This window comes from Pseudomonas sp. GW822-FHT05A08 (assembly GCF_058800485.1).
In genome coordinates, this window is the sequence record NZ_CM179511.1 from 2325933 (window position 1) to 2348857 (window position 22925).

The 22925-nt window shown below is 62.9% G+C and carries 15 protein-coding genes, 1 other RNA gene and 1 pseudogene; 9 read left to right on the forward strand and 8 right to left on the reverse strand.

Annotation, left to right across the window (positions count from 1 at the left end):
- Positions 1 to 119 precede the first annotated feature (119 nt).
- Positions 120 to 884 carry a GntR family transcriptional regulator gene (locus AC3RCP_RS10565; protein ID WP_007932193.1) on the forward strand — a complete coding sequence of 255 codons (765 nt, stop codon included), beginning with the start codon at positions 120 to 122 and terminating at the stop codon, positions 882 to 884.
- Between the two features lie 153 nt (positions 885 to 1037).
- On the opposite strand, the gene guaD is transcribed toward AC3RCP_RS10565, so the two are convergent.
- The 4 genes from guaD to xdhA all read right to left on the reverse strand — a co-directional run bounded on the left by guaD (position 1038) and on the right by xdhA (position 7162).
- Positions 1038 to 2342 (reverse strand): guanine deaminase, encoded by a 1305-nt coding sequence (gene guaD, locus AC3RCP_RS10570; protein WP_097140471.1) that lies wholly within the window; start codon positions 2340 to 2342, stop codon positions 1038 to 1040.
- A 24-nt stretch (positions 2343 to 2366) separates the two neighbouring features.
- Positions 2367 to 3209, reverse strand: coding sequence for a xanthine dehydrogenase accessory protein XdhC (gene xdhC, locus AC3RCP_RS10575; RefSeq protein ID WP_101337274.1), 843 nt, complete (start codon positions 3207 to 3209; stop codon positions 2367 to 2369).
- Positions 3210 to 3315: 106 nt separating this feature from the next.
- Entirely contained in the window at positions 3316 to 5715 is a 2400-nt protein-coding gene (gene xdhB / locus AC3RCP_RS10580) for a xanthine dehydrogenase molybdopterin binding subunit (protein ID WP_492571635.1), read from the reverse strand.
- On the reverse strand, positions 5708 to 7162 hold the full coding sequence (gene xdhA / locus AC3RCP_RS10585) for a xanthine dehydrogenase small subunit (RefSeq protein ID WP_101337276.1): 1455 nt from the start codon (positions 7160 to 7162) through the stop codon (positions 5708 to 5710). The genes xdhB and xdhA overlap by 8 nt, the downstream gene beginning before the upstream one ends.
- 268 nt (positions 7163 to 7430) lie before the next feature.
- Between xdhA and AC3RCP_RS10590 the strand changes: the two genes are divergently transcribed.
- The 5 genes from AC3RCP_RS10590 to AC3RCP_RS10610 all read left to right on the forward strand — a co-directional run bounded on the left by AC3RCP_RS10590 (position 7431) and on the right by AC3RCP_RS10610 (position 16556).
- Positions 7431 to 8090 (forward strand): GntR family transcriptional regulator, encoded by a 660-nt coding sequence (locus AC3RCP_RS10590; protein ID WP_492571634.1) that lies wholly within the window; start codon positions 7431 to 7433, stop codon positions 8088 to 8090.
- Between the two features lie 2 nt (positions 8091 to 8092).
- Positions 8093 to 11581 carry a chromosome segregation protein SMC gene (gene smc, locus AC3RCP_RS10595; protein WP_492571633.1) on the forward strand — a complete coding sequence of 1163 codons (3489 nt, stop codon included), beginning with the start codon at positions 8093 to 8095 and terminating at the stop codon, positions 11579 to 11581.
- Positions 11582 to 11842: 261 nt separating this feature from the next.
- The gene (gene zipA / locus AC3RCP_RS10600) at positions 11843 to 12691 is read left to right on the forward strand and encodes a cell division protein ZipA (RefSeq protein ID WP_007922364.1); all 849 of its coding nucleotides are present in this window, start codon (positions 11843 to 11845) and stop codon (positions 12689 to 12691) included.
- A 129-nt stretch (positions 12692 to 12820) separates the two neighbouring features.
- The gene (gene ligA / locus AC3RCP_RS10605; RefSeq protein ID WP_492571632.1) at positions 12821 to 15187 is read left to right on the forward strand and encodes an NAD-dependent DNA ligase LigA; all 2367 of its coding nucleotides are present in this window, start codon (positions 12821 to 12823) and stop codon (positions 15185 to 15187) included.
- A 202-nt stretch (positions 15188 to 15389) separates the two neighbouring features.
- Positions 15390 to 16556 (forward strand): zinc-binding metallopeptidase family protein, encoded by a 1167-nt coding sequence (locus AC3RCP_RS10610; protein WP_492571631.1) that lies wholly within the window; start codon positions 15390 to 15392, stop codon positions 16554 to 16556.
- 112 nt (positions 16557 to 16668) lie between these two features.
- Here the strand turns inward: AC3RCP_RS10610 and AC3RCP_RS10615 are convergent.
- Positions 16669 to 17056: pseudogene (locus tag AC3RCP_RS10615) on the reverse strand (DUF3077 domain-containing protein).
- Between the two features lie 660 nt (positions 17057 to 17716).
- On the opposite strand from AC3RCP_RS10615, the gene ffs reads away from it, so the two are divergent.
- Positions 17717 to 17813, forward strand: an RNA gene (ffs, locus tag AC3RCP_RS10620) — signal recognition particle sRNA small type.
- A 91-nt stretch (positions 17814 to 17904) separates the two neighbouring features.
- On the opposite strand, the gene AC3RCP_RS10625 is transcribed toward ffs, so the two are convergent.
- Positions 17905 to 18771 carry a LysR family transcriptional regulator gene (locus AC3RCP_RS10625; protein WP_492571630.1) on the reverse strand — a complete coding sequence of 289 codons (867 nt, stop codon included), beginning with the start codon at positions 18769 to 18771 and terminating at the stop codon, positions 17905 to 17907.
- A 102-nt stretch (positions 18772 to 18873) separates the two neighbouring features.
- Here AC3RCP_RS10625 and AC3RCP_RS10630 point away from each other — a divergent pair, with 102 nt between their 5' ends.
- Positions 18874 to 19857, forward strand: a complete 984-nt coding sequence (locus tag AC3RCP_RS10630) for a DMT family transporter (protein WP_492571629.1) — start codon at positions 18874 to 18876, stop codon at positions 19855 to 19857.
- Here the strand turns inward: AC3RCP_RS10630 and AC3RCP_RS10635 are convergent.
- Both AC3RCP_RS10635 and AC3RCP_RS10640 read right to left on the reverse strand, forming a co-directional pair.
- Positions 19791 to 20165 carry a VOC family protein gene (locus AC3RCP_RS10635; protein WP_101337282.1) on the reverse strand — a complete coding sequence of 125 codons (375 nt, stop codon included), beginning with the start codon at positions 20163 to 20165 and terminating at the stop codon, positions 19791 to 19793. The two genes, AC3RCP_RS10630 and AC3RCP_RS10635, sit on opposite strands and share 67 nt — an antisense overlap.
- 142 nt (positions 20166 to 20307) lie before the next feature.
- Positions 20308 to 20622 carry a helix-turn-helix domain-containing protein gene (locus AC3RCP_RS10640; RefSeq protein WP_007922376.1) on the reverse strand — a complete coding sequence of 105 codons (315 nt, stop codon included), beginning with the start codon at positions 20620 to 20622 and terminating at the stop codon, positions 20308 to 20310.
- Positions 20623 to 21222: 600 nt separating this feature from the next.
- Between AC3RCP_RS10640 and AC3RCP_RS10645 the strand changes: the two genes are divergently transcribed.
- A complete protein-coding gene (locus tag AC3RCP_RS10645; RefSeq protein WP_101337283.1) occupies positions 21223 to 22923 on the forward strand; it encodes a putative bifunctional diguanylate cyclase/phosphodiesterase in 1701 nt (566 codons plus the stop codon).
- Positions 22924 to 22925: the final 2 nt, after the last annotated feature.

The window sequence follows — 22925 nt, forward strand, 5'->3', positions numbered from 1 at the left end:
AATGGACCCCATGGGTTGTGTACAATGTGCCATTGTTTTTACGCGATACTTGTCAGCGACCCGCTGTGCCGTATTACAGTCACGGTCAATTCGCCGCAGTTCTCCCGACTCGAGTGCCCATGAACGAACAGTTGCAACCCCTCAAGAAACAACCGCGAGCAGGCAAGGCCGGTCGCAGCGGGACCCAGGACGATATTGTCTACGCGCATATCTTCGAGGCCATCCTCGAACAGCGCCTGGCGCCCGGCACCAAGTTGAGCGAAGAGGCGCTGGGGGAAATTTTCGGGGTCAGCCGTACCATCATTCGTCGTGCGCTGTCGCGCCTGGCCCATGAAGGCGTGGTGCTGCTGCGGCCTAATCGCGGCGCGGTCGTGGCCAGCCCGAGTGTCGAGGAAGCCCGCCAGGTGTTCATGGCGCGCCGGCTGGTGGAGCGGGCGATCACCGAGCTGGCGGTGCAGCACGCCACGGCCGAACAGCTTGCCGAGCTGCGGCAGATGGTCAACGACGAGCGCGACAGTTTTTCCCGCGGCGATCGCGGCGCCGGTATCCGCTTGTCGGGCGAGTTCCACCTCAAACTTGCCGAGGCGGCGAAGAATGCTCCGCTGATCAGCTTCCAGCGCAGCCTGGTGTCGCAGACCTCGCTGATCATCGCCCAGTACGAAAGCGGCAACCGTTCGCACTGTTCCTACGATGAGCACACCCAGTTGATCGACGCCATCGAGGCCCGCGACGCGGAGCTGGCGGTGACCCTGATGATGCATCACATGGATCACATCGACAGCAAGCTCAACCTCGACGAAGAAAGCGCCTCGGACGACCTGCACGCGGTGTTCTCGCACCTGCTGCAAACCAAGAAGCCGGGCCGCTCTCCCGCCAAGCTCTGAGACATTGCCGCGGGCCCTTCGCGGGCAAGCCTCGCGCCTACGGATTGCGACGTTCGCGTAGGAGCGAGGCTTGCCCGCGATGACGGCCTGAAAGGCACAAAAAAATCCCCCGGAATCCAACGATCACGGGGGATTTTTTATGCCTGGAACAACTTAGCGCTGGTGCACCAGATTGCCCGCGGCATAGGTCTGCGCCACGGTGCGGTCATCGCCCAGGGTCATCAGCACGAACAGCGTCTCGGCGATGCTCTTGGATTGTTTCAGGCGATAGCTCAGCAGTGGCGTGGCGTTGTAGTCGAGCACCAGGAAGTCGGCGTCGGTGCCTGGCTGCAGGGTGCCGATCCGCTCTTCCAGGCGCAGTGCGCGCGCGCCGCCGAGGGTGGCCAGGTACAGCGACTTGAACGGACTCAGGCGCGCGCCCTGCAACTGCATGACCTTGTAGGCTTCGTTCAGGGTCTGCAGCAGCGAGAAGCTGGTGCCGCCGCCGACGTCGGTGCCCAGGCCGACATTCAGTTTGTGCTTCTCGGCCATCGGCAGGTTGAACAGGCCGCTGCCGAGGAACAGGTTCGAGGTCGGGCAGAAGGCCACGGCCGAACCGGTCTGCGCCAGGCGCGCGCATTCGTCGTCGCACAGGTGCACGCCGTGGGCGAACACCGAGCGCTCGCCCAGCAACTGGTAGTGGTCGTACACGTCCAGGTAGCCCTTGCGCTCGGGGAACAGCTCCTTGACCCATTCGACTTCCTGCAGGTTCTCGCTGATGTGGGTCTGCATGTACAGGTCGGGGTATTCGCCGAGCAATTGCCCGGCGAGGGTCAGTTGTTCCGGGGTGCTGGTCGGGGCGAAACGTGGCGTCACCGCATAGTGCAGGCGGCCCTTGCCATGCCAGCGCTCGATCAGCGCCTTGCTTTCCAGGTAGCTGGATTCGGCGGTGTCGGTCAGGTAGTCCGGGGCGTTGCGGTCCATCATCACCTTGCCGGCGATCATCCGCAGGTCGAGCTTCTGCGCCGCTTCGAAAAAGGCGTTCACCGATTGTGGATGCACGCTGCCGAAGACCAGGGCGGTGGTGGTGCCGTTGCGCAGCAGTTCCTTGATGAAAATCCCCGCCACTTCCTCGGCATGGGCCTGGTCGGCGAACTGGCTTTCGCAGGGGAAGGTGTAGGTGTTGAGCCAGTCCAGCAACTGCTCGCCATAGGCACCGACCATGCCGGTCTGCGGCAGGTGGATATGGGTGTCGATAAAGCCTGGGGTGATCAGCGCATCCTGGTAGTGAGTGATCTCGATATCGGCGGGCAGGCTGGCGAGCAATTCGCTGGCGTGGCCGAGGGCGCTGATCTGGCCGTTGTCGACCACCAGCAGGCCATCCTCGAAATACTCGTAGGAGGCTTCGATGCCGACCTCGGCGGGGTCGGCGATGCTGTGCAGGATGGCGGCACGGTAGGCTTTGCGAGTCAGAGGCATGAGGCAGTCTCGGTTCGTGGCTTTTTAATGAGTGGCATGGCTGCGGCGCGAGGCCGGCAGTAGCTTGGCAATGGGTTCGGCGCGGGCACTGTGCTGGCCGAAATTGGCGTTATAGGTGGCGATGATTTCGCCGGCGATGGAGATGGCGATTTCCACAGGCAACTTGCCTTTGACTTCGCCGAGCCCCATCGGGCAGCGCATGCGTTGCAGCACGCCGCTGTCGAAGCCGCGCTCGCGCAGGCGGTGTTCGAACTTCACCCGTTTGGTCTTCGAGCCGATCAGGCCGAAGTAGGCGAAGTCGTTGCGCTTGAGGATCGCGGTGGTGAGCTCCAGGTCGAGCTGGTGATTGTGGGTCATGACGATGCAATAGCTGCCAGCAGGCAGGTCATCGATTTCATCGACGGGCTCTTCGCTGACGATCTTGCGCACGCCCTGGGGGATCTGCTCGGGGAATTCCTGTTCCCGCGAGTCGATCCAGCGCACCTTGCACGGCAGGCTGGCCAGCAGCGGCACCAGGGCGCGGCCGACATGGCCGGCGCCGAAGACCGCGATCTGCGCCTGGACCTGGCCCATGGGTTCGAACAGCAACACCGTTACCCCACCGCAGCACTGGCCGAGGCTGGCGCCCAGGCTGAAGCGCTCCAGGTGGGTATCCTGCTTGCCGCTGGCGAGCATCTCGCGGGCGATTTGCATGGCCTTGTATTCCAGGTGGCCGCCGCCGATGGTGTCGAAGCTCTGGGTGGCGCTGATGACCATTTTCGAGCCGGCATTGCGTGGCGTCGAACCCAGCTCTTCGATGATGGTCACCAGCACGCAGGGTTCACCGCGGGTTTGCAGGTCGGCGAGGGCGCTGATCCAGTTGTACATGTTTCACCTCTTGCAACGTTGTCGTCTGCAATGTCGTCATCGCGAGCAAGCTCGCTCCTACAGGAGGGTGCGATATCTGTAGGAGCGAGCTTGCTCGCGATGGGATTTACAGGGAAGCCAGTTCCGCCTTGGTCTCCACGGCCTTCGCCACCTTCAACTGGCGCATCTGCTCGCAGCCCCACAACACTCGCTCCGGCGTGGCCGGCGCGTCGATCTTCGGCTGGTGCCGGTAATCGCCAAGGCTGGCCACGGCGTCCTTGATCGCGCACCAGGCGGCGATGCCGAGCATGAACGGCGGTTCGCCCACGGCCTTGGAGTGGAACACCGTGTCTTCCGGGTTCTTGCGGTTTTCCACCAGCTTGACCCGCAGGTCCAGCGGCATGTCGGCCACAGCGGGGATCTTGTAGCTGGCCGGGCCGTTGGTCATCAGCTTGCCCTTGGCATTCCACACCAGCTCTTCCATGGTCAGCCAGCCCATGCCCTGGATAAAGCCGCCTTCTACCTGGCCGATGTCGATGGCCGGGTTCAGCGAGGCGCCGACGTCATGCAGGATGTCGGTGCGCAGCATCTTGTACTCGCCGGTCAGGGTGTCGACTATCACCTCGGCGCAGGCGGCGCCGTAGGCGAAGTAGTAGAACGGCCGGCCACGGGCCTGGGCACGGTCGTAGTAGATTTTCGGGGTCTTGTAGAAGCCGGTGCTGGACAGCGAGACCTGGGCGAAATAGGCCTGCTGGATCAGCTCCTCGAAGCTCAGGATCTGGTCGCGGACCCGCACATGGCCGTTGTGGAACTCCACATCTTCCTCGCTGACCTTGTACTGCCGGGCGGCAAACTCCACCAGGCGTTTCTTGATGATTTCCGCTGCGTTCTGCGCCGCCTTGCCGTTCAGGTCGGCACCGCTGGAGGCGGCGGTCGGCGAGGTGTTGGGCACCTTGTCGGTGTTGGTCGCGGTGATCTGTACCCGGTCGATCTCCACCTGGAACACCTCGGCCACCACCTGCGCCACCTTGGTGTTCAGGCCTTGGCCCATTTCCGTGCCGCCGTGGTTGAGGTGGATGCTGCCGTCGGTATAGACGTGCACCAGCGCGCCGGCCTGGTTGAGGAAGCTGGCGGTGAAGGAAATGCCGAATTTCACCGGGGTCAGCGCCAGGCCCTTTTTCAGGATCGGGCTGCCGGCGTTGTAGCGACGGATCGCTTCGCGGCGCTCGGCGTACTGGCTGCTGGCTTCCAGTTCGGCGGTCATCTCTTCGAGCATGTTGTGCTCGACGGTCTGGTAGTAGTGGGTGACGTTGCGTTCGGTCTTGCCGTAGTAGTTGGCTTTGCGCACGGCCAGCGGGTCGAGGGCGAGATGGCGGGCGATGGCGTCCATCACTTCCTCGATGGCGACCATGCCTTGCGGGCCGCCGAAACCACGGTAGGCGGTGTTCGACGCGGTGTTGGTCTTGCAGCGATGGCCGTTGATGGTGGCGTCGCCCAGGTAGTACGAGTTGTCGGCGTGGAACATCGCCCGGTCGACGATCGAGGCCGACAGGTCCGGCGAGCAACCGCAGTTGCCGGCCAGCTCCAGCTGGATGCCATGCAGGCGCCCGGTGCTGTCGAAGCCGACGTCGTACTCGATATAGAAGGGGTGGCGCTTGCCGGTCATCAGCATGTCTTCGACCCGTGGCAGGCGCATCTTGGTTGGCTGGCCGGTGAGGTGCGCGATCACCGCGCACAGGCATGCCGGGCTGGCGGCCTGGGTTTCCTTGCCGCCGAAACCACCGCCCATGCGGCGCATGTCGACCACGATCTTGTTCATCGACACGTCCAGCACCTCGGCCACCAGCTTCTGCACCTCGGTGGGGTTCTGGGTCGAGCAGTAGACGATCATGCCGCCGTCTTCGGTGGGCATCACCGAGGAAATCTGGGTCTCCAGGTAGAAGTGTTCCTGGCCGCCGATGTGCAGCGTGCCCAGCAGGCGATGCTCGGCGCTGGCCAAGGCTTTGGCCGAGTCGCCGCGCTGGTGGGTGTGGCTGTCGAGGACGAAGTGACGTTTGCGCAGGGCTTCGACCACGTCCAGGACCGGCTCCAGGTCCTCGTATTCGATGACCGCGGCCATGGCCGCCTGGCGCGCGGTCTCCAGGTCGCGGGCGGCCACGGCCAGCACCGGCTGACCGACGAACTGCACGTCGTCGATGGCCAGCAGCGGGTCGCCGGGCAGCAGCGGGCCGATGTCTTTCAGCCCCGGAATGTCCTTGTGGGTGATGACGATACGCACGCCTTCGAAGGCGTAGCAGGGCGCGGTGTCGATGCTGAGGATCTTGGCGTGGGCACGGTCCGAGAGGCGCGCATACACATGCAGCTGGTTGGGGAATTCCAGCCGGTCATCGATATACACCGCTTCGCCGGATACATGCTTGGCGGCACTGTCGTGCTTGACGCTGCGCCCGACGCCGGTGGCCAGGTCCTGTTGAAACAGGGCGCTCAGTTCGGCTTGAGTCTTCTCGACTTTGTGATGATTAGACATAAGCGGTCACCCGGGTTTCGATGTGCGGTGTTTGCAGTTCGATAAAGTATTTGCGCAGCAGGTTCTGGGCGCTGAGCAGGCGGTATTCCTTGCTGGCGCGGAAGTCCGAAAGCGGGGTGAAGTCTTCGCCCAGGGCGGCGCAGGCACGTTCGACGGTGGTCTCGCTCCACGGGGCGCCGAGCAGCGCGGCCTCACAGTGCTTGGCGCGTTTCGGGGTGGCGGCCATGCCACCGAAGGCCACGCGGGCGTCGGCGATCACGCCATTCTCGATACGCAGGTTGAAGGCCGCGCAGACCGCGGAAATATCGTCGTCCAGGCGCTTGGACACTTTGTAGGCGCGGAACAGCTGCTGGGCGCTGGCCCGTGGCACGATGATCTTCTCGATGAACTCGCTTTCCTGGCGCGCGGTGACGCGGTAGTCGATGAAATAGTCTTCCAGGGCCAGGGAGCGGCGGGTGTTGCCCTTGCACAGGACGATCTGCGCGCCCAGGGCGATCAGCAAGGGCGGTGAGTCGCCGATGGGCGAAGCGTTGCCGATGTTGCCGCCCAGGGTGCCCTGGTTGCGGATCTGCAACGAGGCGAAGCGTTGCAGCAGTTCACCGAAGTCCGGGTATTCGGCCTTGAGGGCGTCGTAGCAGTCGGAGAGGGCGGTGGCGGCGCCGATTTCCAGGCGGTCGTCGAAGCGCTCGACGCGTTTCATTTCGGCGACGTTGCCGACGTAGATCATCACCGGCAGCGGACGGTGGAACTGGGTGACTTCCAGCGCCAGGTCTGTGCCGCCAGCCAGCAGCCGGGCTTGCGGGTAGGCGTCATACAGGTCGGCCAGGTCGGATACGGTCAGCGGTACCAGGCAGCGCTTGTCGCCGCTGTTCAGTTCGCCGGTGTCGCTGGGGGCGATGGCTTTCAGGCGGGCGATGGTCTCGGCTTCGCGGGCGTCGAACTGGTCCGGCTGCTTGCCGCAGCAGGCCTGCTCGGCGGCGGCGAGGATCGGGCGGTAGCCGGTGCAGCGACACAGGTTGCCGGCCAGGGCTTCGTGGGCCTTGTGCGCGTCGGGTTGTTCGGAGTTCTTCTGCAGGGCGAACAGCGACATGACGAAGCCCGGCGTGCAGAAGCCGCACTGCGAGCCGTGGCATTCGACCATGGCCTTCTGCACGCTGTGCAACTGGCCCTGGTGCTTGAGGTCTTCGACGCTGATCAGCTGTTTGCCGTGCAGCGACGAGACGAAGGTCAGGCACGAGTTGAGGCTGCGATAACGGATGTGCTCCGCGCCCGTGTCGTCGGTCTGCAATTCGCCGACCACCACGGTGCAGGCGCCACAGTCGCCACTGGCGCAGCCTTCCTTGGTGCCGGGCTTGCCCAGATGCTCGCGCAGATAATTGAGCACCGTCAGATTCGGGTCCAGGGTGTGCTCGCTACGGAGTTCCTGGTTGAGTAAAAACTGGATCACGGAAGGCCTCGCAGACTCATTATTGTTGTTAACCGACTGGGGCCGAATTTAGTCATGTCTGACTTTTCGGTCAATGATTTTCTGACTTAAAGGTCAGGAAATCATTTTTTGCCGATCAACACGCGCTTTCAAACAGTATTGACCCTCCCGGGCCGCAGTGCTTTTTGCTTATTCCGTGCCAAATTCAGGCCCTTGGGCACTCCGCCATGAGGTAGCAATTGCGCTACACTGCGCCGCTTGTACCGATCTGAGAGTTTGAAGGAAAACCATGACGTTCAAGGCGCCGGACAGCCTCGCCGAGCAAATCGCTCACCACCTCGCCGAACGCATCATTCGCGGCGAGCTCAAGCCTGGGGAGCGCATTCAGGAACAGAAGGTCACGCTGGCCCTCAACGTCAGCCGCGGCTCGGTCCGCGAGGCCCTGCTGATCCTCGAACGCCGTCACCTGATCGCCATCCTGCCGCGTCGTGGCGCCCATGTGACCGAACTCACCCCGCACAAGGTGCGGAGCCTGTGCACCCTGATGAGCGAGCTGTACATCCTACTGGGCAACTCGGTGGCCAATGGCTGGGAACTGCAGGCCGACATGGCGCCGTTCCTGCAGATCCAGCAGCGATTGATCACCGCCTACGAGCGCCAGGACATCCGCAGTTTCGTCGAAGACAGCTTCAATGTGATGCGCGCCGCCTACCCGTTCGCCGACAACCCGTACCTGCAGGAAACCGTCGAGAACCTGCAGCCGGCGATGAGCCGTGCCTATTTCCTGGCCCTGGAGCAGCGCAAGGCGGAAATGAGCGAATTCCTCGACCTGTTCGAGCAACTGCTGGCCGCCGTGCTGGCCCGTGACCTGCCGACGATCCGCCTGGTGCTGACGGCCTATGCCCGGCGCAGTTGCGACCTGGTAGTCGCCGCCTTGACGGTTGCCTGAGCGTGCGGCTCAAGTGCATCAAGCTGGCGGGGTTCAAGTCCTTCGTCGACCCGACCACGGTGAACTTCCCCAGTAACATGGCGGCGGTGGTCGGGCCCAATGGTTGCGGCAAGTCGAACATCATCGACGCCGTGCGCTGGGTCATGGGCGAGAGCTCGGCCAAGAACCTGCGCGGCGAGTCGATGACCGACGTCATCTTCAACGGCTCCACCAGCCGCAAGCCGGTGAGCCAGGCCAGCATCGAGCTGGTCTTCGACAACTCCGACGGTACCCTGGTCGGCGAGTACGCGGCCTACGCGGAAATCTCCATCCGCCGCAAGGTCACCCGCGACAGCCAGAACAGCTATTTCCTCAACGGCGCCAAGTGCCGCCGTCGCGACATTACCGACATTTTCCTCGGCACCGGCCTGGGGCCACGCAGCTACTCGATCATCGAGCAGGGCATGATCTCCAAGCTGATCGAAGCCAAGCCGGAAGACCTGCGCAACTTCATCGAAGAAGCCGCCGGGATTTCCAAGTACAAGGAGCGCCGCCGGGAAACCGAAAACCGCATCCGCCGTACCCACGAAAACCTGGCGCGCCTGACCGACCTGCGCGAGGAGCTGGAGCGCCAGCTCGAACGCCTGCACCGCCAGGCCCAGGCGGCCGAGAAGTACCAGGAATACAAAGCCGAGGAGCGTCAGCTCAAGGCCCAGCTGTCGGCACTGCGCTGGCAGGAGCTTAACGAGCAGGTCGGCCAGCGCGAATCGATCATCGGCAACCAGGAAGTCGGCTTTGAAGCCCTGGTGGCGGAGCAACGCAATGCCGACGCCGCCATCGAGCGCCTGCGCGACGGTCACCATGAGTTGTCCGAGCGCTTCAATCTGGTGCAGGGGCGCTTCTATTCGGTCGGCGGCGATATCGCCCGGGTCGAGCAGAGCATCCAGCACGGCCAGCAGCGTTTACGCCAGTTGCAGGACGACTTGCGCGAAGCCGAGCGTGCACGCCAGGAGACCGAATCCCACCTGGGCCACGACCGCACCTTGCTCGCCACCCTCGGTGAAGAGCTGGAAATGCTCGAGCCCGAGCAGGAAGGCACCAGCGCCGCCGCCGAAGAGGCCGCCGCGGCCCTGGAAGAAGCCGAAACCACCATGCACGGCTGGCAGGAGCAGTGGGACGGTTTCAACCTCAAATCCGCCGAGCCACGGCGTCAGGCCGAGGTGCAGCAGTCGCGTATCCAGCAGCTCGAAGGCAGCATGGAACGCCTGGGCGAGCGCCAGCGGCGCCTGGTGGAGGAGCGCGCGTTGCTCGCCGCCGACCCGGAAGACGCGGCGATCCTCGAACTCAATGAACAACTCGCGGCCAGCGAGGCGACCCTGGAAGATTTGCAGGCCAGCGAAGACGCTCAAGTCGAGCGCCTGGAGCAACTGCGCCAGGAGCTGCATCAGGCGACCCAGGCCCAGCAGCAGGCCCAGGGCGAACTACAGCGTCTCAATGGGCGCCTGGCCTCGCTGGAGGCTTTGCAGCAGGCAGCGCTCAATCCGGGGACCGGCGCCGCGCAATGGCTGCAGGAGCAACAGTTGGCCGAGCGTCCGCGGCTGGCCGAAGGCTTGAAGGTCGAGGCCGGTTGGGAGCTGGCGGTGGAAACCGTGCTCGGCGCCGACCTGCAAGCGGTACTGGTCGACGATTTTGCCGGCTTCGACCTGGCCGGCTTCGAGCAGGGCGACCTGCGCCTGCTCCAGCTGGCGGGCGAGGGGGCGCGGATGCCGGGCAGCCTGCTGGACAAGGTCGATGCCCAGGTCGATCTGGCGCCCTGGCTGGGCCAGGTCAAGCCGGTGGAAAGCCTTGAACAGGCCTTGGCCCTGCGTGGCCAACTGGCGGCCGGTGAGAGCCTGATCAGCCGTGACGGGTTCTGGGTCGGCCGGCATTTTCTGCGAGTGCGCCGCGCCAGCGAAGCGGAAAGCGGCATGCTCGCGCGCAACCAGGAAATCGAACAACTGAGCCTGGAGCGCGACGAGCGCGAAGCCAGCGTGGAAGACCTGGAAACCCGGTTGCAGAACCTGCGTGCGCAACAGCGCCAGCAAGAGAACGGTCGCGAACACCTGCGCCGTCTGTTGCAGGACGAAGCCCGTCAGCAGGGTGAATTGAAAGCCAGGCTTTCCGCCGGCAAGGCCAAGGCCGAGCAGTTGGCCCTGCGCCGTACCCGCCTGGATGAAGAAGTGGCGGAGCTGGGCGAGCAGCGCGCGGTGGAACACGAGCAAGTGGGCGAAGCCCGTCTGCAGTTGCAGGAAGCCCTCGACAGCATGGCCCTGGACACCGAGCAGCGCGAATTGCTGCTGGCCCAGCGCGACAGTTTGCGCGAGCGCCTGGACCGGGTGCGCCAGGAGGCGCGCCAGCACAAGGATCACGCTCATCAGTTGGCGGTGCGCCTGGGGTCGCTCAAGGCCCAGCACGATTCCACCCGCCAGGCCCTGGAGCGCCTGGAGCTGCAATCGGAACGCCTGACAGAGAAGCGCGAACAGCTCAGCCTGAACCTGGAGGAGGGTGCCGCGCCGTTGGAAGAGCTGCGCCTGAAGCTCGAGGAGTTGCTGGAAAAACGCATGACTGTCGACGTCGAGCTCAAGAGCGCGCAGATCGCCATGGAGGATGCCGACCGCGAATTGCGCGACGCGGAAAAACGTCGGACCCAGGCCGAGCAGCAATCGCAGTTGATCCGTGGCCAGCTCGAACAGCAGCGTATGGAATGGCAGGCCCTGAGCGTGCGTCGCAAGACCTTGCAGGACCAGTTGCTGGAAGACGGCTACGACTTGCAGGGCGTGCTCGCCACGCTGACCGCGCAGGCCAGCGAGAAAGAGGCCGAGGAAGAACTCGAGCGGATTGCCGCGCGCATTCAGCGCCTGGGGGCGATCAACCTCGCGGCCATCGATGAGTACCAGCAGCAGTCCGAGCGCAAACGTTATCTGGACGCCCAGGACGCCGATCTGGTGGAAGCCCTGGAAACCCTGGAAAACGTGATTCGCAAGATCGACAAGGAAACCCGTAATCGTTTCAAGGATACCTTTGATCAGATTAACGGCGGTTTACAGGCGCTCTTTCCAAAAGTTTTCGGTGGCGGCAGCGCTTATTTGGAACTGACGGGCGAAGATCTACTCGATACAGGGGTAACGATCATGGCGCGTCCGCCAGGGAAGAAGAACAGCACCATTCATTTGTTGTCCGGTGGTGAGAAAGCATTGACGGCCCTGGCGCTGGTATTTGCCATCTTCAAGTTGAACCCGGCGCCGTTCTGCATGCTCGACGAAGTTGACGCCCCGCTGGATGACGCTAACGTTGGACGCTACGCAAGGCTGGTTAAAGAGATGTCGCAGACGGTGCAGTTCATCTATATCACCCACAACAAGATCGCCATGGAAATGGCCGATCAATTGATGGGCGTGACGATGCACGAACCCGGCTGTTCGCGCCTGGTAGCAGTGGATGTCGAGGAGGCGATGGCGATGGTGGACGCCTGATATCCGGGCGACCACAGCCGGTATGTAAGTGACAAGTAAGAGGTTTTTACCTGTGCCGAGTACTGGCTGATCGACATATTGAATGAAGCCGTTGCGACAGACGGTGTAAAGTTGTCTTTGGTCGTGCTAGTTTAATGTCAATTTTTCCTATACGTGGGCAAAAGGCCAGTCAGAACATAGAGTTGGCGCCACGTTTTAAAGCGGTTTGCAGTTTGCTAAACCTCTTATTTTTCAGCATTTTTCATAGAGGCACGGGATTACATGGAAATCGGTCTGCGCGAGTGGCTGATCGTCATCGGCATCATTGTCATTGCCGGTATTCTTTTTGATGGCTGGCGCCGTATGCGCGGCGGCAAGGGAAAGTTGAAATTCCGTCTGGATCGTAGCCTGTCCAACCTGCCGGACGACGACAGCAGTGCCGAACTGCTGGGCCCGCCCCGCGTGCTGGATACCCATAAGGAACCGCAACTCGACGAGCACGACCTGCCGTCGATGAGCGCGCCGGCGCGCGAACCGCGCGAATCTGGCTCCAAGCGTGGCAAGCGTGCCAGCGAGCCACAGCAGGGCGACCTGAACCTCAACCTGGATCTGGACGGCGGCCCGAGCTTCAGCAGCCGTGACGACGACTTCCCGGATGAAACCAAGGCTTCCGGTTACGCCGACAAGGACCAGCCGCAAGCCGAAGAAGTGCTGGTGATCAGCGTGATCTGCCGTGATGCCGGCGGCTTCAAGGGTCCGGCGCTGTTGCAGAACATCCTGGAAAGCGGCCTGCGTTTTGGCGAGATGGATATTTTCCACCGTCACGAAAGCATGGCTGGCAATGGCGAAGTGCTGTTCTCCATGGCCAACGCGGTCAAGCCGGGCGTATTCGACCTGGACGACATCGACCACTTCAGCACCCCTGCCGTGAGCTTCTTCCTCGGCCTGCCAGGCCCGCGTCATCCGAAGCAGGCTTTCGACGTGATGGTGGCCGCGGCGCGCAAGCTGTCCCAGGAACTGAATGGCGAGCTGAAGGATGACCAGCGCAGCGTGCTGACCGCCCAGACCATCGAGCACTACCGTCAGCGCATCGTCGAATTCGAACGTCGCGCCCTGACCCAGAAGCGCTGAGCGCTTCGCGAGCCAGCCGCTCCGGCATAACCCTTGGCCTGCCGGAGCGGGCTCGCGACAGGGCCGAAGGGCCCACCCAGACAAATATTGAGCAGCCTAGGCTGCTCTTTTGCTTTTTGAGAGAACATCATGACCGCCGTCGAAACCCGCATTCTTGAGCTGCGCGCTGAGCTGGATCAGCACAACTATCGCTACCACGTACTCGACGAACCGAGCATCCCCGACGCTGAATACGATCGCCTGTTCCATGAACTCAAGGCACTGGAAGCCGAACACCCGGAACTGGTCAGCAGCGACTCGCCCACCCAGCGTGTCGGCAGCGCGGCGCTCTCGGCCTTCACTCAGGTGCGCCACGAAATCCCCATGCTCAGCCTGGGCAACGCCTTCGAAGAAACCGACATGCGCGAGTTCGATCGCCGGGTGACCGAGGGGCTCGACCTGCCGGTGGGCGATCTGTTCGGTGGCGGTGCGGCGGTGGAATACAGCTGCGAGCCGAAGCTCGATGGCCTGGCGGTCAGCCTGCTGTACCTGGACGGCGTGCTGGTGCGCGGCGCGACTCGCGGCGACGGCACCACTGGCGAAGACATCAGCGTCAACGTGCGCACCGTGCGCAACATCCCCCTGAAGCTGCACGGCAGTGGCTGGCCGGCGACCCTGGAGGTGCGCGGCGAGGTGTACATGTCCAAGGCCGGTTTCGAGCGGCTCAATGCCGCGCAGCTGGAAGTTGGCGGCAAGACCTTCGCCAACCCGCGGAACGCCGCGGCCGGCAGCTTGCGCCAGCTGGACTCGAAGATCACCGCCAGCCGCCCGCTGGAATTCTGCTGCTACGGGATCGGCCAGGTCACTGCGGATATCGCCGACACCCATATCGGCAATCTGGAGCAGCTCAAGCACTGGGGCATGCCCGTCAGTCGCGAGCTGAAACTGGCCAAGGGGATCGACGAATGCCTGGATTACTACCGCGATATCGGCGAGCGCCGTAACGGCTTGCCTTATGAAATCGACGGCGTGGTGTTCAAGGTCAACAGCATTGCCTCGCAGCGCGAGCTGGGCTTCCGGGCTCGCGAGCCGCGCTGGGCGATCGCTCATAAATTCCCGGCGATGGAAGAGTTGACCGAGCTGCTGGACGTGGAATTCCAGGTTGGCCGCACCGGCGCGGTGACCCCGGTGGCCCGTCTGAAACCGGTCAAGGTGGCGGGTGTCACCGTCTCCAACGCGACCCTGCACAACATGGACGAAGTGGCGCGCCTGGGCCTGATGATCGGCGACACCGTGATCATCCGTCGTGCGGGCGATGTGATTCCCCAAGTGGTGCAGGTGGTCGTCGAGCGTCGTCCGGAAAATGCGCGCAAGGTGCATATCCCGCAGACCTGCCCGGTGTGCGGCTCCCATGTCGAGCGCACGCAGTTGATCAAGCGCAGCAAGGGCAAGGAAACCATCAGCGAAGGCGCGGTGTACCGCTGTGTCGGTCGCCTGGCCTGTGGCGCGCAGCTCAAGCAGGCGATCATCCACTTCGTTTCCCGTCGGGCGATGGATATCGAAGGGCTGGGCGACAAGACCATCGAACAGCTGGTGGACGAAAAGCTCATTGGTTCGCCGGCCGATCTCTACAAGCTCAAGTACGAACAGATCATCGATCTGGAAGGCTTCGCCGAAGTCTCCAGCAACAAGCTGCTCAAGGCCATCGAAGACAGCAAGAAGCCGGGCCTGGCGCGTTTCATCTACGCCCTGGGCATTCCCGATGTGGGCGAGGAGACGGCCAAGGTCCTGGCGCGCTCCCTGGCCTCTCTGGAGCGCGTGCAGCAGGCCTTGCCGGAAGTGCTGACCTACCTGCCGGATATCGGCCTGGAAGTGGCTCACGAGATTCACAGCTTCTTCGAGGACAGCCATAACCAGCAGGTGATCGGTGCCCTGCTCGATCCGCAGCAGTGCGGGCTGCAGTTGCAGGATCAGGGCGATCTGGGCGCCGAGTTCGCTGCCAGCACCACCCTGGGGGGCATGCTCGACAAGCTGAACATTCCATCGGTGGGGCCGGGTGCGGCGCAGAAGCTGGCGGACAAGTTCGCGACCCTCGACGGTGTGGTCAAGGCGGACTGGCTGGACATGCGCCAGACCCTGCCGGAGAAGCAGGCCAAGGCCGTGCGCGAGTTCTTCGACATCGCGGAAAACGCCGAGCGGGCACTGGCCATCGAGGCGCAGCTGCAAGCCTTCGGCATGCACTGGCGGAGCGAGAAGAAAGTGGTGGAAGGGCTGCCGCTGGCTGGCCAGACTTGGGTGCTCACCGGCTCCCTGGAGCTGATGAGCCGCGACGTGGCCAAGGACAAGCTGGAAAGCCTGGGCGCCAAGGTCGCCGGTTCCGTTTCGGCCAAGACCTACTGCGTGGTGGCCGGTCCCGGTGCCGGCTCCAAGCTGGCCAAGGCCAACGAGCTGGGCCTCAAGGTGCTGGACGAAGAAACCTTCGTGAGCTTCCTCGGCCAGCACGGCATCTCGGTATAACCCTGTAGCCGCTGCCGAAGGCTGCGATCGACCGCGCAGCGGGCGTTGCTCTGTCGGGTGCCAGAAGGTTCTGCGGACCTTGTCGTAGCCTGCGGCAGCGGCTACATGGAATGGCGTTCCCCCGGCAGGAACGCCCTGAAGGCGATGGAACGATCATCTCGTCCATATGATCTAGTCTTGGCACGCCCAGGGAGAGATCGCCATGTACCGCTTCTTCGAACAGCTCAGTTCCCGTATCGCCGCACCCTTTGTCCGTGAGGGCAGCCGCAACAGCAAGGTCTGGCGGTGTCGTTGCGGGCAATCGCTGTTCTTTCGCAACAGTCAGTGCCTGGCCTGTTCGGCGGCCTTGGGTTATCAGCCTGAGCAGAGTCGCTTGTCGTCGCTGCAGCCAGGGCCGGAGGCCGATACCTGGCGGCTGGACGTCGATCCGCAAGCCGGGCTGTTCCGGCGCTGTGCCAACCTCGATACCCCGGCGGCCTGCAACTGGCTGCTGCCTGCGCATGGCGCCGCTACCCTGTGTGTGGCGTGCAGGCTGAACCGGACCATTCCCGACCTTGGCGTGCCGGAAAACCCCGAGCGCTGGCGCATGGTGGAAATCGCCAAGCGCCGCCTGGTGGCGCAACTGGTGAGCCTGGGCTTGCCGCTGATCGCCAAGGCCGAGGATGAAGAGGCCGGCCTGGCTTTCGATTTTGTCGGCATCGATCTGCAGGGCAGGGCGCCCATGACCGGCCACGCCAACGGCCTGATCACCCTCGACATCAAGGAGGCCGACGATGCGTATCGCGAGCAGGTGCGGGTGCAGATGCGCGAACCCTATCGCACCTTGCTTGGTCACTTCCGGCATGAGGTGGGGCATTACTACTGGGATCGCCTGATCGCAGGCAGCCATTGGCTGGAACCCTGTCGCGCGCTGTTCGGCGACGAACGCGCGAGCTACGCCGAAGCCCTGGACCGGCATTACCAACAGGGCGCGCCGAACGATTGGTCGCAGACCTGCGTCAGCGCCTACGCCACCATGCATCCCTGGGAGGACTGGGCGGAAACCTGGGCCCATTACCTGCACATGATGGACGCGGTCGATACCGCGCTGGGCTTCGGCATGAGCGCCCGGGAAATGGACTTCGACTACCAGCCGTTCCCGCTGGATACCCTGTATGACCCGCAGCACCCTGGCGGCCCGGCGTTCCTGGCCTTCGTCAACGCCTGGATCGAACTGGCCGGCATGCTCAACGAACTGTCGCGCAGCATGGGTCAGCCGGATTTCTATCCCTTCATCCTGCCGCCGGCGGTGATCACCAAGCTGCACTTCATCCACCTGGTGATCCAGCAGGCCGGCGGCAAGGCCGACGAAGTACTCGAACAGGCCTGAGCCCACCACTTGCTTCTGTAGGAGCGAAGCTTGCTCGCGATGCAAGCGACTCGGTCCGGCAGAAGACCGCGGCGATGTTTTCGCGAGCAAGCTTCGCTCCTACCAAGGGCGGTTAGCGGCTGGTGCGCACGCCATCGAGCAGGGCATCGACCACCGCGCGAGCCATCTCCACGGAATGCCCCATGGACCAGATCAGCCCGCGTTCGATGCCGCTGCCCTGTTCAGTGATTTCATCCGAGACTTCTTCGGCGCATTTGAGCCGCAGCGAGACATGCATCAAGGCTTCTTCGGCATTCACCCCGGCCTGCACCGCGAACAGCGGCCGTTGCTGGGCGTCGCGCAGGCCGAACGGCTGGCTGCGGGTTTCTTGCAGTTGTGTGAGCAGCGGTTGGTTCTGGTCGTTGAGCGACAGGAGCAGGGAGATATTCGCCGCATCCAGTTCGGGATCGCGTAGTCGGCGCGGGGTAGATGAGTGGCGGATCGGGGACGAGCTTTTTCATGTGGGTACCTACGACTCTCTGAAGGTGAAAGCCGACAGTCTCGCTTCCACGCGAGAGGGTGGCAGCCATGCGTGGGTGTGGAAGACCGGGGAGTCCTTGGTACCCAAAGCCCGGCGCACTCGAAAGTGCCCCACGCATGGTCGCCATAACACGGATCTGCGGACGCAAAACGCCAGCAGTCGCTGTTGAGCGCTGTACCAATGACTTTTCCGGACTTCCACATCCGGGTCGTTGAAATTGCAACGACCCCCGCAGACTGCCCGATCAAATTCAGGGGTACAACCCGCCCAAAGGCGTTCCAGAGTTTCTAGGAAGTCCCTTACAAAACAAAGCGAAAAATCGACTGCCGGCTCGCCGCAAAACTGCCATCTCGCTCATGCGCGGTCCCTGTAGCCGCTGCCGCAGGCTGCGATCGGTCGCGCAGCGGCCGCAATGGCGGACAACAGGGCATTTCGTTGCTGCTCGACCAATGGTTGGCGACGGCTTCGCCGTCGATCGCAGCCTGCGGTAGCGGCTACAGGAATCGGCAAGCGAGCGGGGTAATGATCCAAGTACTTGAAGCCGTTCAGATTTTTTAATCTTTACAGAGCGGTTGTAACTTCGCCGCAGATAGGTACAATGGCGCGGCTCGCCGTCAGGTGAGCGTCGTTATGGTGACCCCATTGGTCCCCTCGCAACGATCAGCCGTGAACCCGGTCAGGCCTGGAAGGGAGCAGCCGCAGCGGTGACATTGTGTGCCGGGGTGTGGCTGGTGGGGTTGCCTCCATAACGCCCTCTGTCGGTCCTCGACGAATATTCTGAATTCCCCCCCTGTTTTACCTGATCTGGTCTCTCGCCGGTCGTTCGTTTCATTTCCCCAATCGTTCCTGCAATAACTGCGCAAACGCGTCCCGTGCGGTGTGGCGTTGTATTTCCTTGTTCCAGACAAAACGAATGTCGATCGGCTGCAGGTCGGCGAAGCGGTGGCGCGCCAGGCCTGCGGACAGGGTGTAGCGGTCGAGCACGCCTTCCGGGGCCAGGGTCATGCCGGCGCCGGCGCTGACGCAGTCGATAATGGTGCCCCAGCTCGCGTAGCCGATGATGGTCGCGGTCACGTCGTGGGCGTTCAGCCAATGCTCCAGGGCGCGGCGATAAGGGCAGCCGCCGGGCCACATGAACAGGGTCTGGTCTTGCAGGTCCCGCGGGTTCAGCACGGGCGCGGCGTCGGCGCTGGTAACCAGCACCAGGGGCTCGCTGTACAGGGCGGTGCGCTCCAGTTTCGGGGGGAGGGTGTCGACCGCGACCAGTGCGCCATCGATCCGGTGATGTTGCAGTTCCTCGAACAGCTGCGACCAGGTGCCGGTTACCAGCTCCAGGGTGACCTGTGGAAAGCGCTGATGGAATTCCGCCAGTAGGGGCGGCAAGCGCCCGCCGGCGCAGGATTCGATGGCGCCGATGCGCAGGATACCGCTGGGTTCGGCCTTGCAGTCGACCGCCCGTTTGGCCTCATCCACCAGGGCCAGGATGCGCTCGCTGTAGCCGAGAAAGATTTCCCCGTCCGGGCTGATTTTCAGCCCGCGGCCGGCACGGATAAACAGGCGGGCGCCCAACTCGCCTTCCAGTTGCTTGAGGCGGTTGGTGATGTTGGAGGGCACGCAATGCAGTTGTTCGGCCGCTCGGGCAATGCTGCCGGTGCGGGCGACCGCTTTCACCATTTTCAGTTGGCTCAGTTCCATTGCTCATTTCCAGTGAGGTCTGGTCTCAGTATCCGTTAATTGTGGTGAGTTGTGGCGGGCGGGAGACTGAAGGCCTTCCTTGTGCTGCCGAGTGCCTGTGTCTTGAACATCTCTCCTGCGTTGAAGCTGGTCCTGGCGACCGCCGCGGTCATTCTGTGTTGGGCCTACTCCCCGGTGGGTATCCACATTGGGCTGGAAGGCTACGAACCTGGCCATCTGGCGTTGCTGCGCTTTCTGATTGCTTCGCTGTTCATGGGGGCAATCGCCCTGGTGAAAAGAATCTCCCTGCCGCGCTGGCGCGATCTGCCCTGGTTGCTGGTGCTGGGCTTTTTCGCCATCGCCCTGCATCACGTCAGCCTCAACTATGGCCAGCAGGGTTTGAGCGCGGGGGCATCCAGTGTGCTGGCGCAGTCGGCGCCGATCTTCAGCACTCTGATTGCGTTTTTCTGGTTGAGAGAGCCGGTCAGCGGCTGGCGCTGGGGTTGTGTCGGGCTGGGGTTGCTGGGGGCGGTCGTGGTGGTCTGGGGCGACCAGGGCGTGGCGTCGATCGAGCCCCGGGGATTGCTGGTGCTGCTGGCGGCCTTCTCCTGGGGCTTGTACTTCGTTTTGCAGCGGCGCTATTCGGGACGTTACGACCTGCTGACCGTCGTGTGCTACATGGTCTGGGCCGGCACCTTGCTGTTGAGCCTGTATTGGCCGGGGCTGACGGCCGCGGTGGTCCAGGCGCCGTGGCGGGTGAACCTGGCGGTATTGCTGCTGGGGCTGTTTCCCAGTGCGTTGGCTTACCTGGCGTGGGCCTATGTGCTGGCGCGAGTCGAAGTCAGCCGGGCATCCATCGCCATGTACCTGATACCGCCGATCGCCATGCTGCTGGCGGCGCTGGTCCTGCATGAGCGGGTGCATGGCGCGGTGATCGTGGGGGCGGCGATCGTCCTCGGCAGCGTAATGGCGATGCAGCTGGAGGGGCGCTGGGCGCGGCGCCGCTCCGTGCTGCCGGACACTATCGGCACGGCTCCTGTTCACTCCGGGGTGAGGCAAAACACCCTGAGCCGGTGCCCGTCCGGGTCCAGGGCGACGAAGGTGTAGCCGAAGTCCAGGGTGGTCGGGGCCTGGGCAATGTTCACGCTGGATTCGGCCCATTGGCCGTGCAGCAGGTCGACGCTCTGCTTATCGGCCACGGCCAGGGCCAGTTCGCCGCCACCGCCGGTGACTTGGGTGGCTGGCTCGACATCCTGTCTGGACCAGAGGCCGAGCTTGAGCCCCGAATCAAGAATGAACAGGGCAAAGGTCGGCGACAGCTCGACCGGTGGCCTGTCCAGCAGGCGGCTGTAAAAGTTGGCGCTGGTGGCGGGGCTGTCGACGTAAAGCAGAAGGTAAGTGCTGGTAGCGATCATCTGGACTCCTGGGAAGGTTGGGCTGCGCACGCCAGCTTAAGGGGCGCCGCTGTCAGTTCCTGTCAGGAGTCGTCTGGCGGAAATGAAGAGGAGGCAGGCTATCGGCTTCGATAGATCTGCCTCCTCTGCGTGTTGCTCGGCTCTAAGGCTTGGACAAGGCCAGGTCTACCGCTGCTATCAGCTTTCCCAGGTCCTTCGGGGTGGCTTTGTGAATGACACCGAACAGATACGCCCGCTGTTCGTCTTCGTCGCCCAGATCTGCGAAAAAGGCTTTCAGCTTCACCCCGAGTACATCGGCCAGCAGGAACAGGGCTTCCACACTGGGGGTGTAGGTGCCGGTTTCGAAGCGGCTGATGGTTTTAGGGTCAAAACCGGTTTTTTCGCCTAGTTCAGCCTGAGTAAGCCCCGCTACCTTGCGGTAACGCCTGATGGCTGGACCCAAACTTGAAATTTGCATCGCTCAATTCCCATTTAGAATCAAGAACTTAACGATAAATCTTTGCATTAGGCAACGCCATGATTCATCACCTTGCCTTGCAAAATGTGATGCAATTCGTAGAATCGACGCTTCGGACAGGCATTTGGTGATCTAGTTTCAGAAGATGAACTGATGAAACAAGAACTCATTGCATTTTCCTTGTTCACCAGAATCGAGGGTATGGCGCAGGCGCGAACGTCTCGCTGATGATTGCCAGTGTCCCACCCGCCAAATTCGGCTGATCCCTGACTGATTTTAGTTGATCTTCGTCGATTCGAAGGTCAATGACGGTGCCGATCGCTGTACGGTTGCAATTGCGTCAGGTGGGGCGAGACGGTGCGCCATTTTCCTCGGTCGGCCTCTTGCCGGCTTGTCTGGGCTGGCATTGTCGAATGCTGTCTATGGAGTTTTAACGTGCGTCTGAATGTGCCGGTCACCTCTGTTCAGCAGATACCTTCGGACCAGCAGCCTAAGCCTGCCTGGGTTTGCGAAGTGAGTGAGGATGAACGCCCAAACATCTCTTCCGGGCCTCGTGCCTTGGTCGAGCGGTTCAACCGCTAGCGACAGTGAGCCAGACTCATGGATGAGAAATACCGCAGGGCCGTGGACGCAGCCGCCATTTTTTCCGAGACCGACCTGACCGGCCGGATCACTTACGTCAACGACCAGTTCTGTTCGATTTCCGGCTACAGCCGTGAAGAGCTGCTGGGCGCCAATCACCGGATCCTCGGCTCCGGCCTGCACCCTCCCGAATTTTTCAGCAGCATGTGGCGCACCATTGCCCTGGGCCAGGTCTGGAAGGGCGAGATCTGCAACCGGGCCAAGGATGGGACCTTGTATTGGGTCGACAGCACTGTCGTGCCCTTGCTCGATGAGGCCACTGGTCGGGTCCAGCGTTATGTGGCGATCCGTTTCGATATCAGCGAAAAACGGCGCTTGTTGCACTCGCTGCAATGGCGGGTCGGGCACGATGTGCTGACCGGTTTGCCCAACCGTTCCTTTCTGTCCGATCTGCTCAACCAGGCGCTGGACTACTCGCGCAAGGAGAACATTGCGCTGGCGGTGTGCATGCTCGATCTCGACGGCTTCAAGGCGGTCAACGATGGCTACGGGCATGCCAGTGGCGACCTGTTATTGGTGGAGGTAGCGGCGCGCCTGCGCTCGATCATTCGCGGCGAAGACGTGGTGGCGCGGCTGGCCGGGGACGAGTTCGTGCTGATCCTGCGTCATGTGCGTGACATTCGCGAGTTGCGGGCGGCGCTGCACCGGGTGCTGGGGGTAATCGCCACGCCTTATCAGATCCAGGACAAGGAGATCAACGTCTGCGCCAGCATCGGCGTCACGCTGTTTCCCGCTGACAATGACGATGCCGACACCTTGCTGCGGCATGCCGACCAGGCGATGTACGTGGCCAAGCAGAGCGGGCGCAATCGCTTCCACTTGTTCGATGTGTCGCGGGACCGCGAGGTCAAGGCCACCCACCAGACAGTGGAGCGGGTCCGGCAGGCGCTGGCGGCCGGCGAGCTGTGCCTGCACTTTCAGCCCAAGGTCAATATGCGCAGCGGTGAGGTGGTGGGTTTCGAGGCGCTGCTGCGTTGGCAGCATCCGCAGCGGGGCATGGTTGCGCCTCGGGAGTTCCTGCCGCTGGTGGAGGAAACCGACCTGATCGTCGATATCGGCGAGTGGGTGATGGAGCAGGTCATGGCCCAGTTGCGGCAATGGCAGTTGGCCGGACAGCGTTGGCCGATCAGCGTCAATATCGCCGCGCGGCATTTCCAGCGTGGGGATTTCGTCGACCGGCTCAAGGCGGTGCTCGAGCGCCATCCGCAGATTGCCCCGCAGTTGCTGGACCTGGAAATCGTCGAGGCGGTGGCGGTGGAGAATCTCCAGCACGTCAGCGCTTGCCTCGAGGCCTGCCAGGCGCTGGGCGTGCAATTCTCCCTGGGGGATTTCGGCACCGGGCATTCGTCGCTGAGCTACCTCAAGCGCTTGCGCACCCAGACCATCAAGATCGACCGCATGTTCGTGCGCGACATGCTGCACGACAAGGGCGACCTGGCGCTGACCCAGGCCCTGATCGGCCTGGCCCGGGCGTTTGACCGGCAGGTGGTGGCCGAAGGCCTGGAAACCATGGAGCATGGCGAGTTGCTGATGTCGCTGGGCTGCGATGTGGCGCAAGGCTATTTCATCGCCCCGCCCATGCCGGCCAGCGAGGTGCCGGGCTGGGTGGCGACTTTCCTGCCGCCGCTGGAGTGGTGTCCGCAGGACGAAGCCGGCTGACA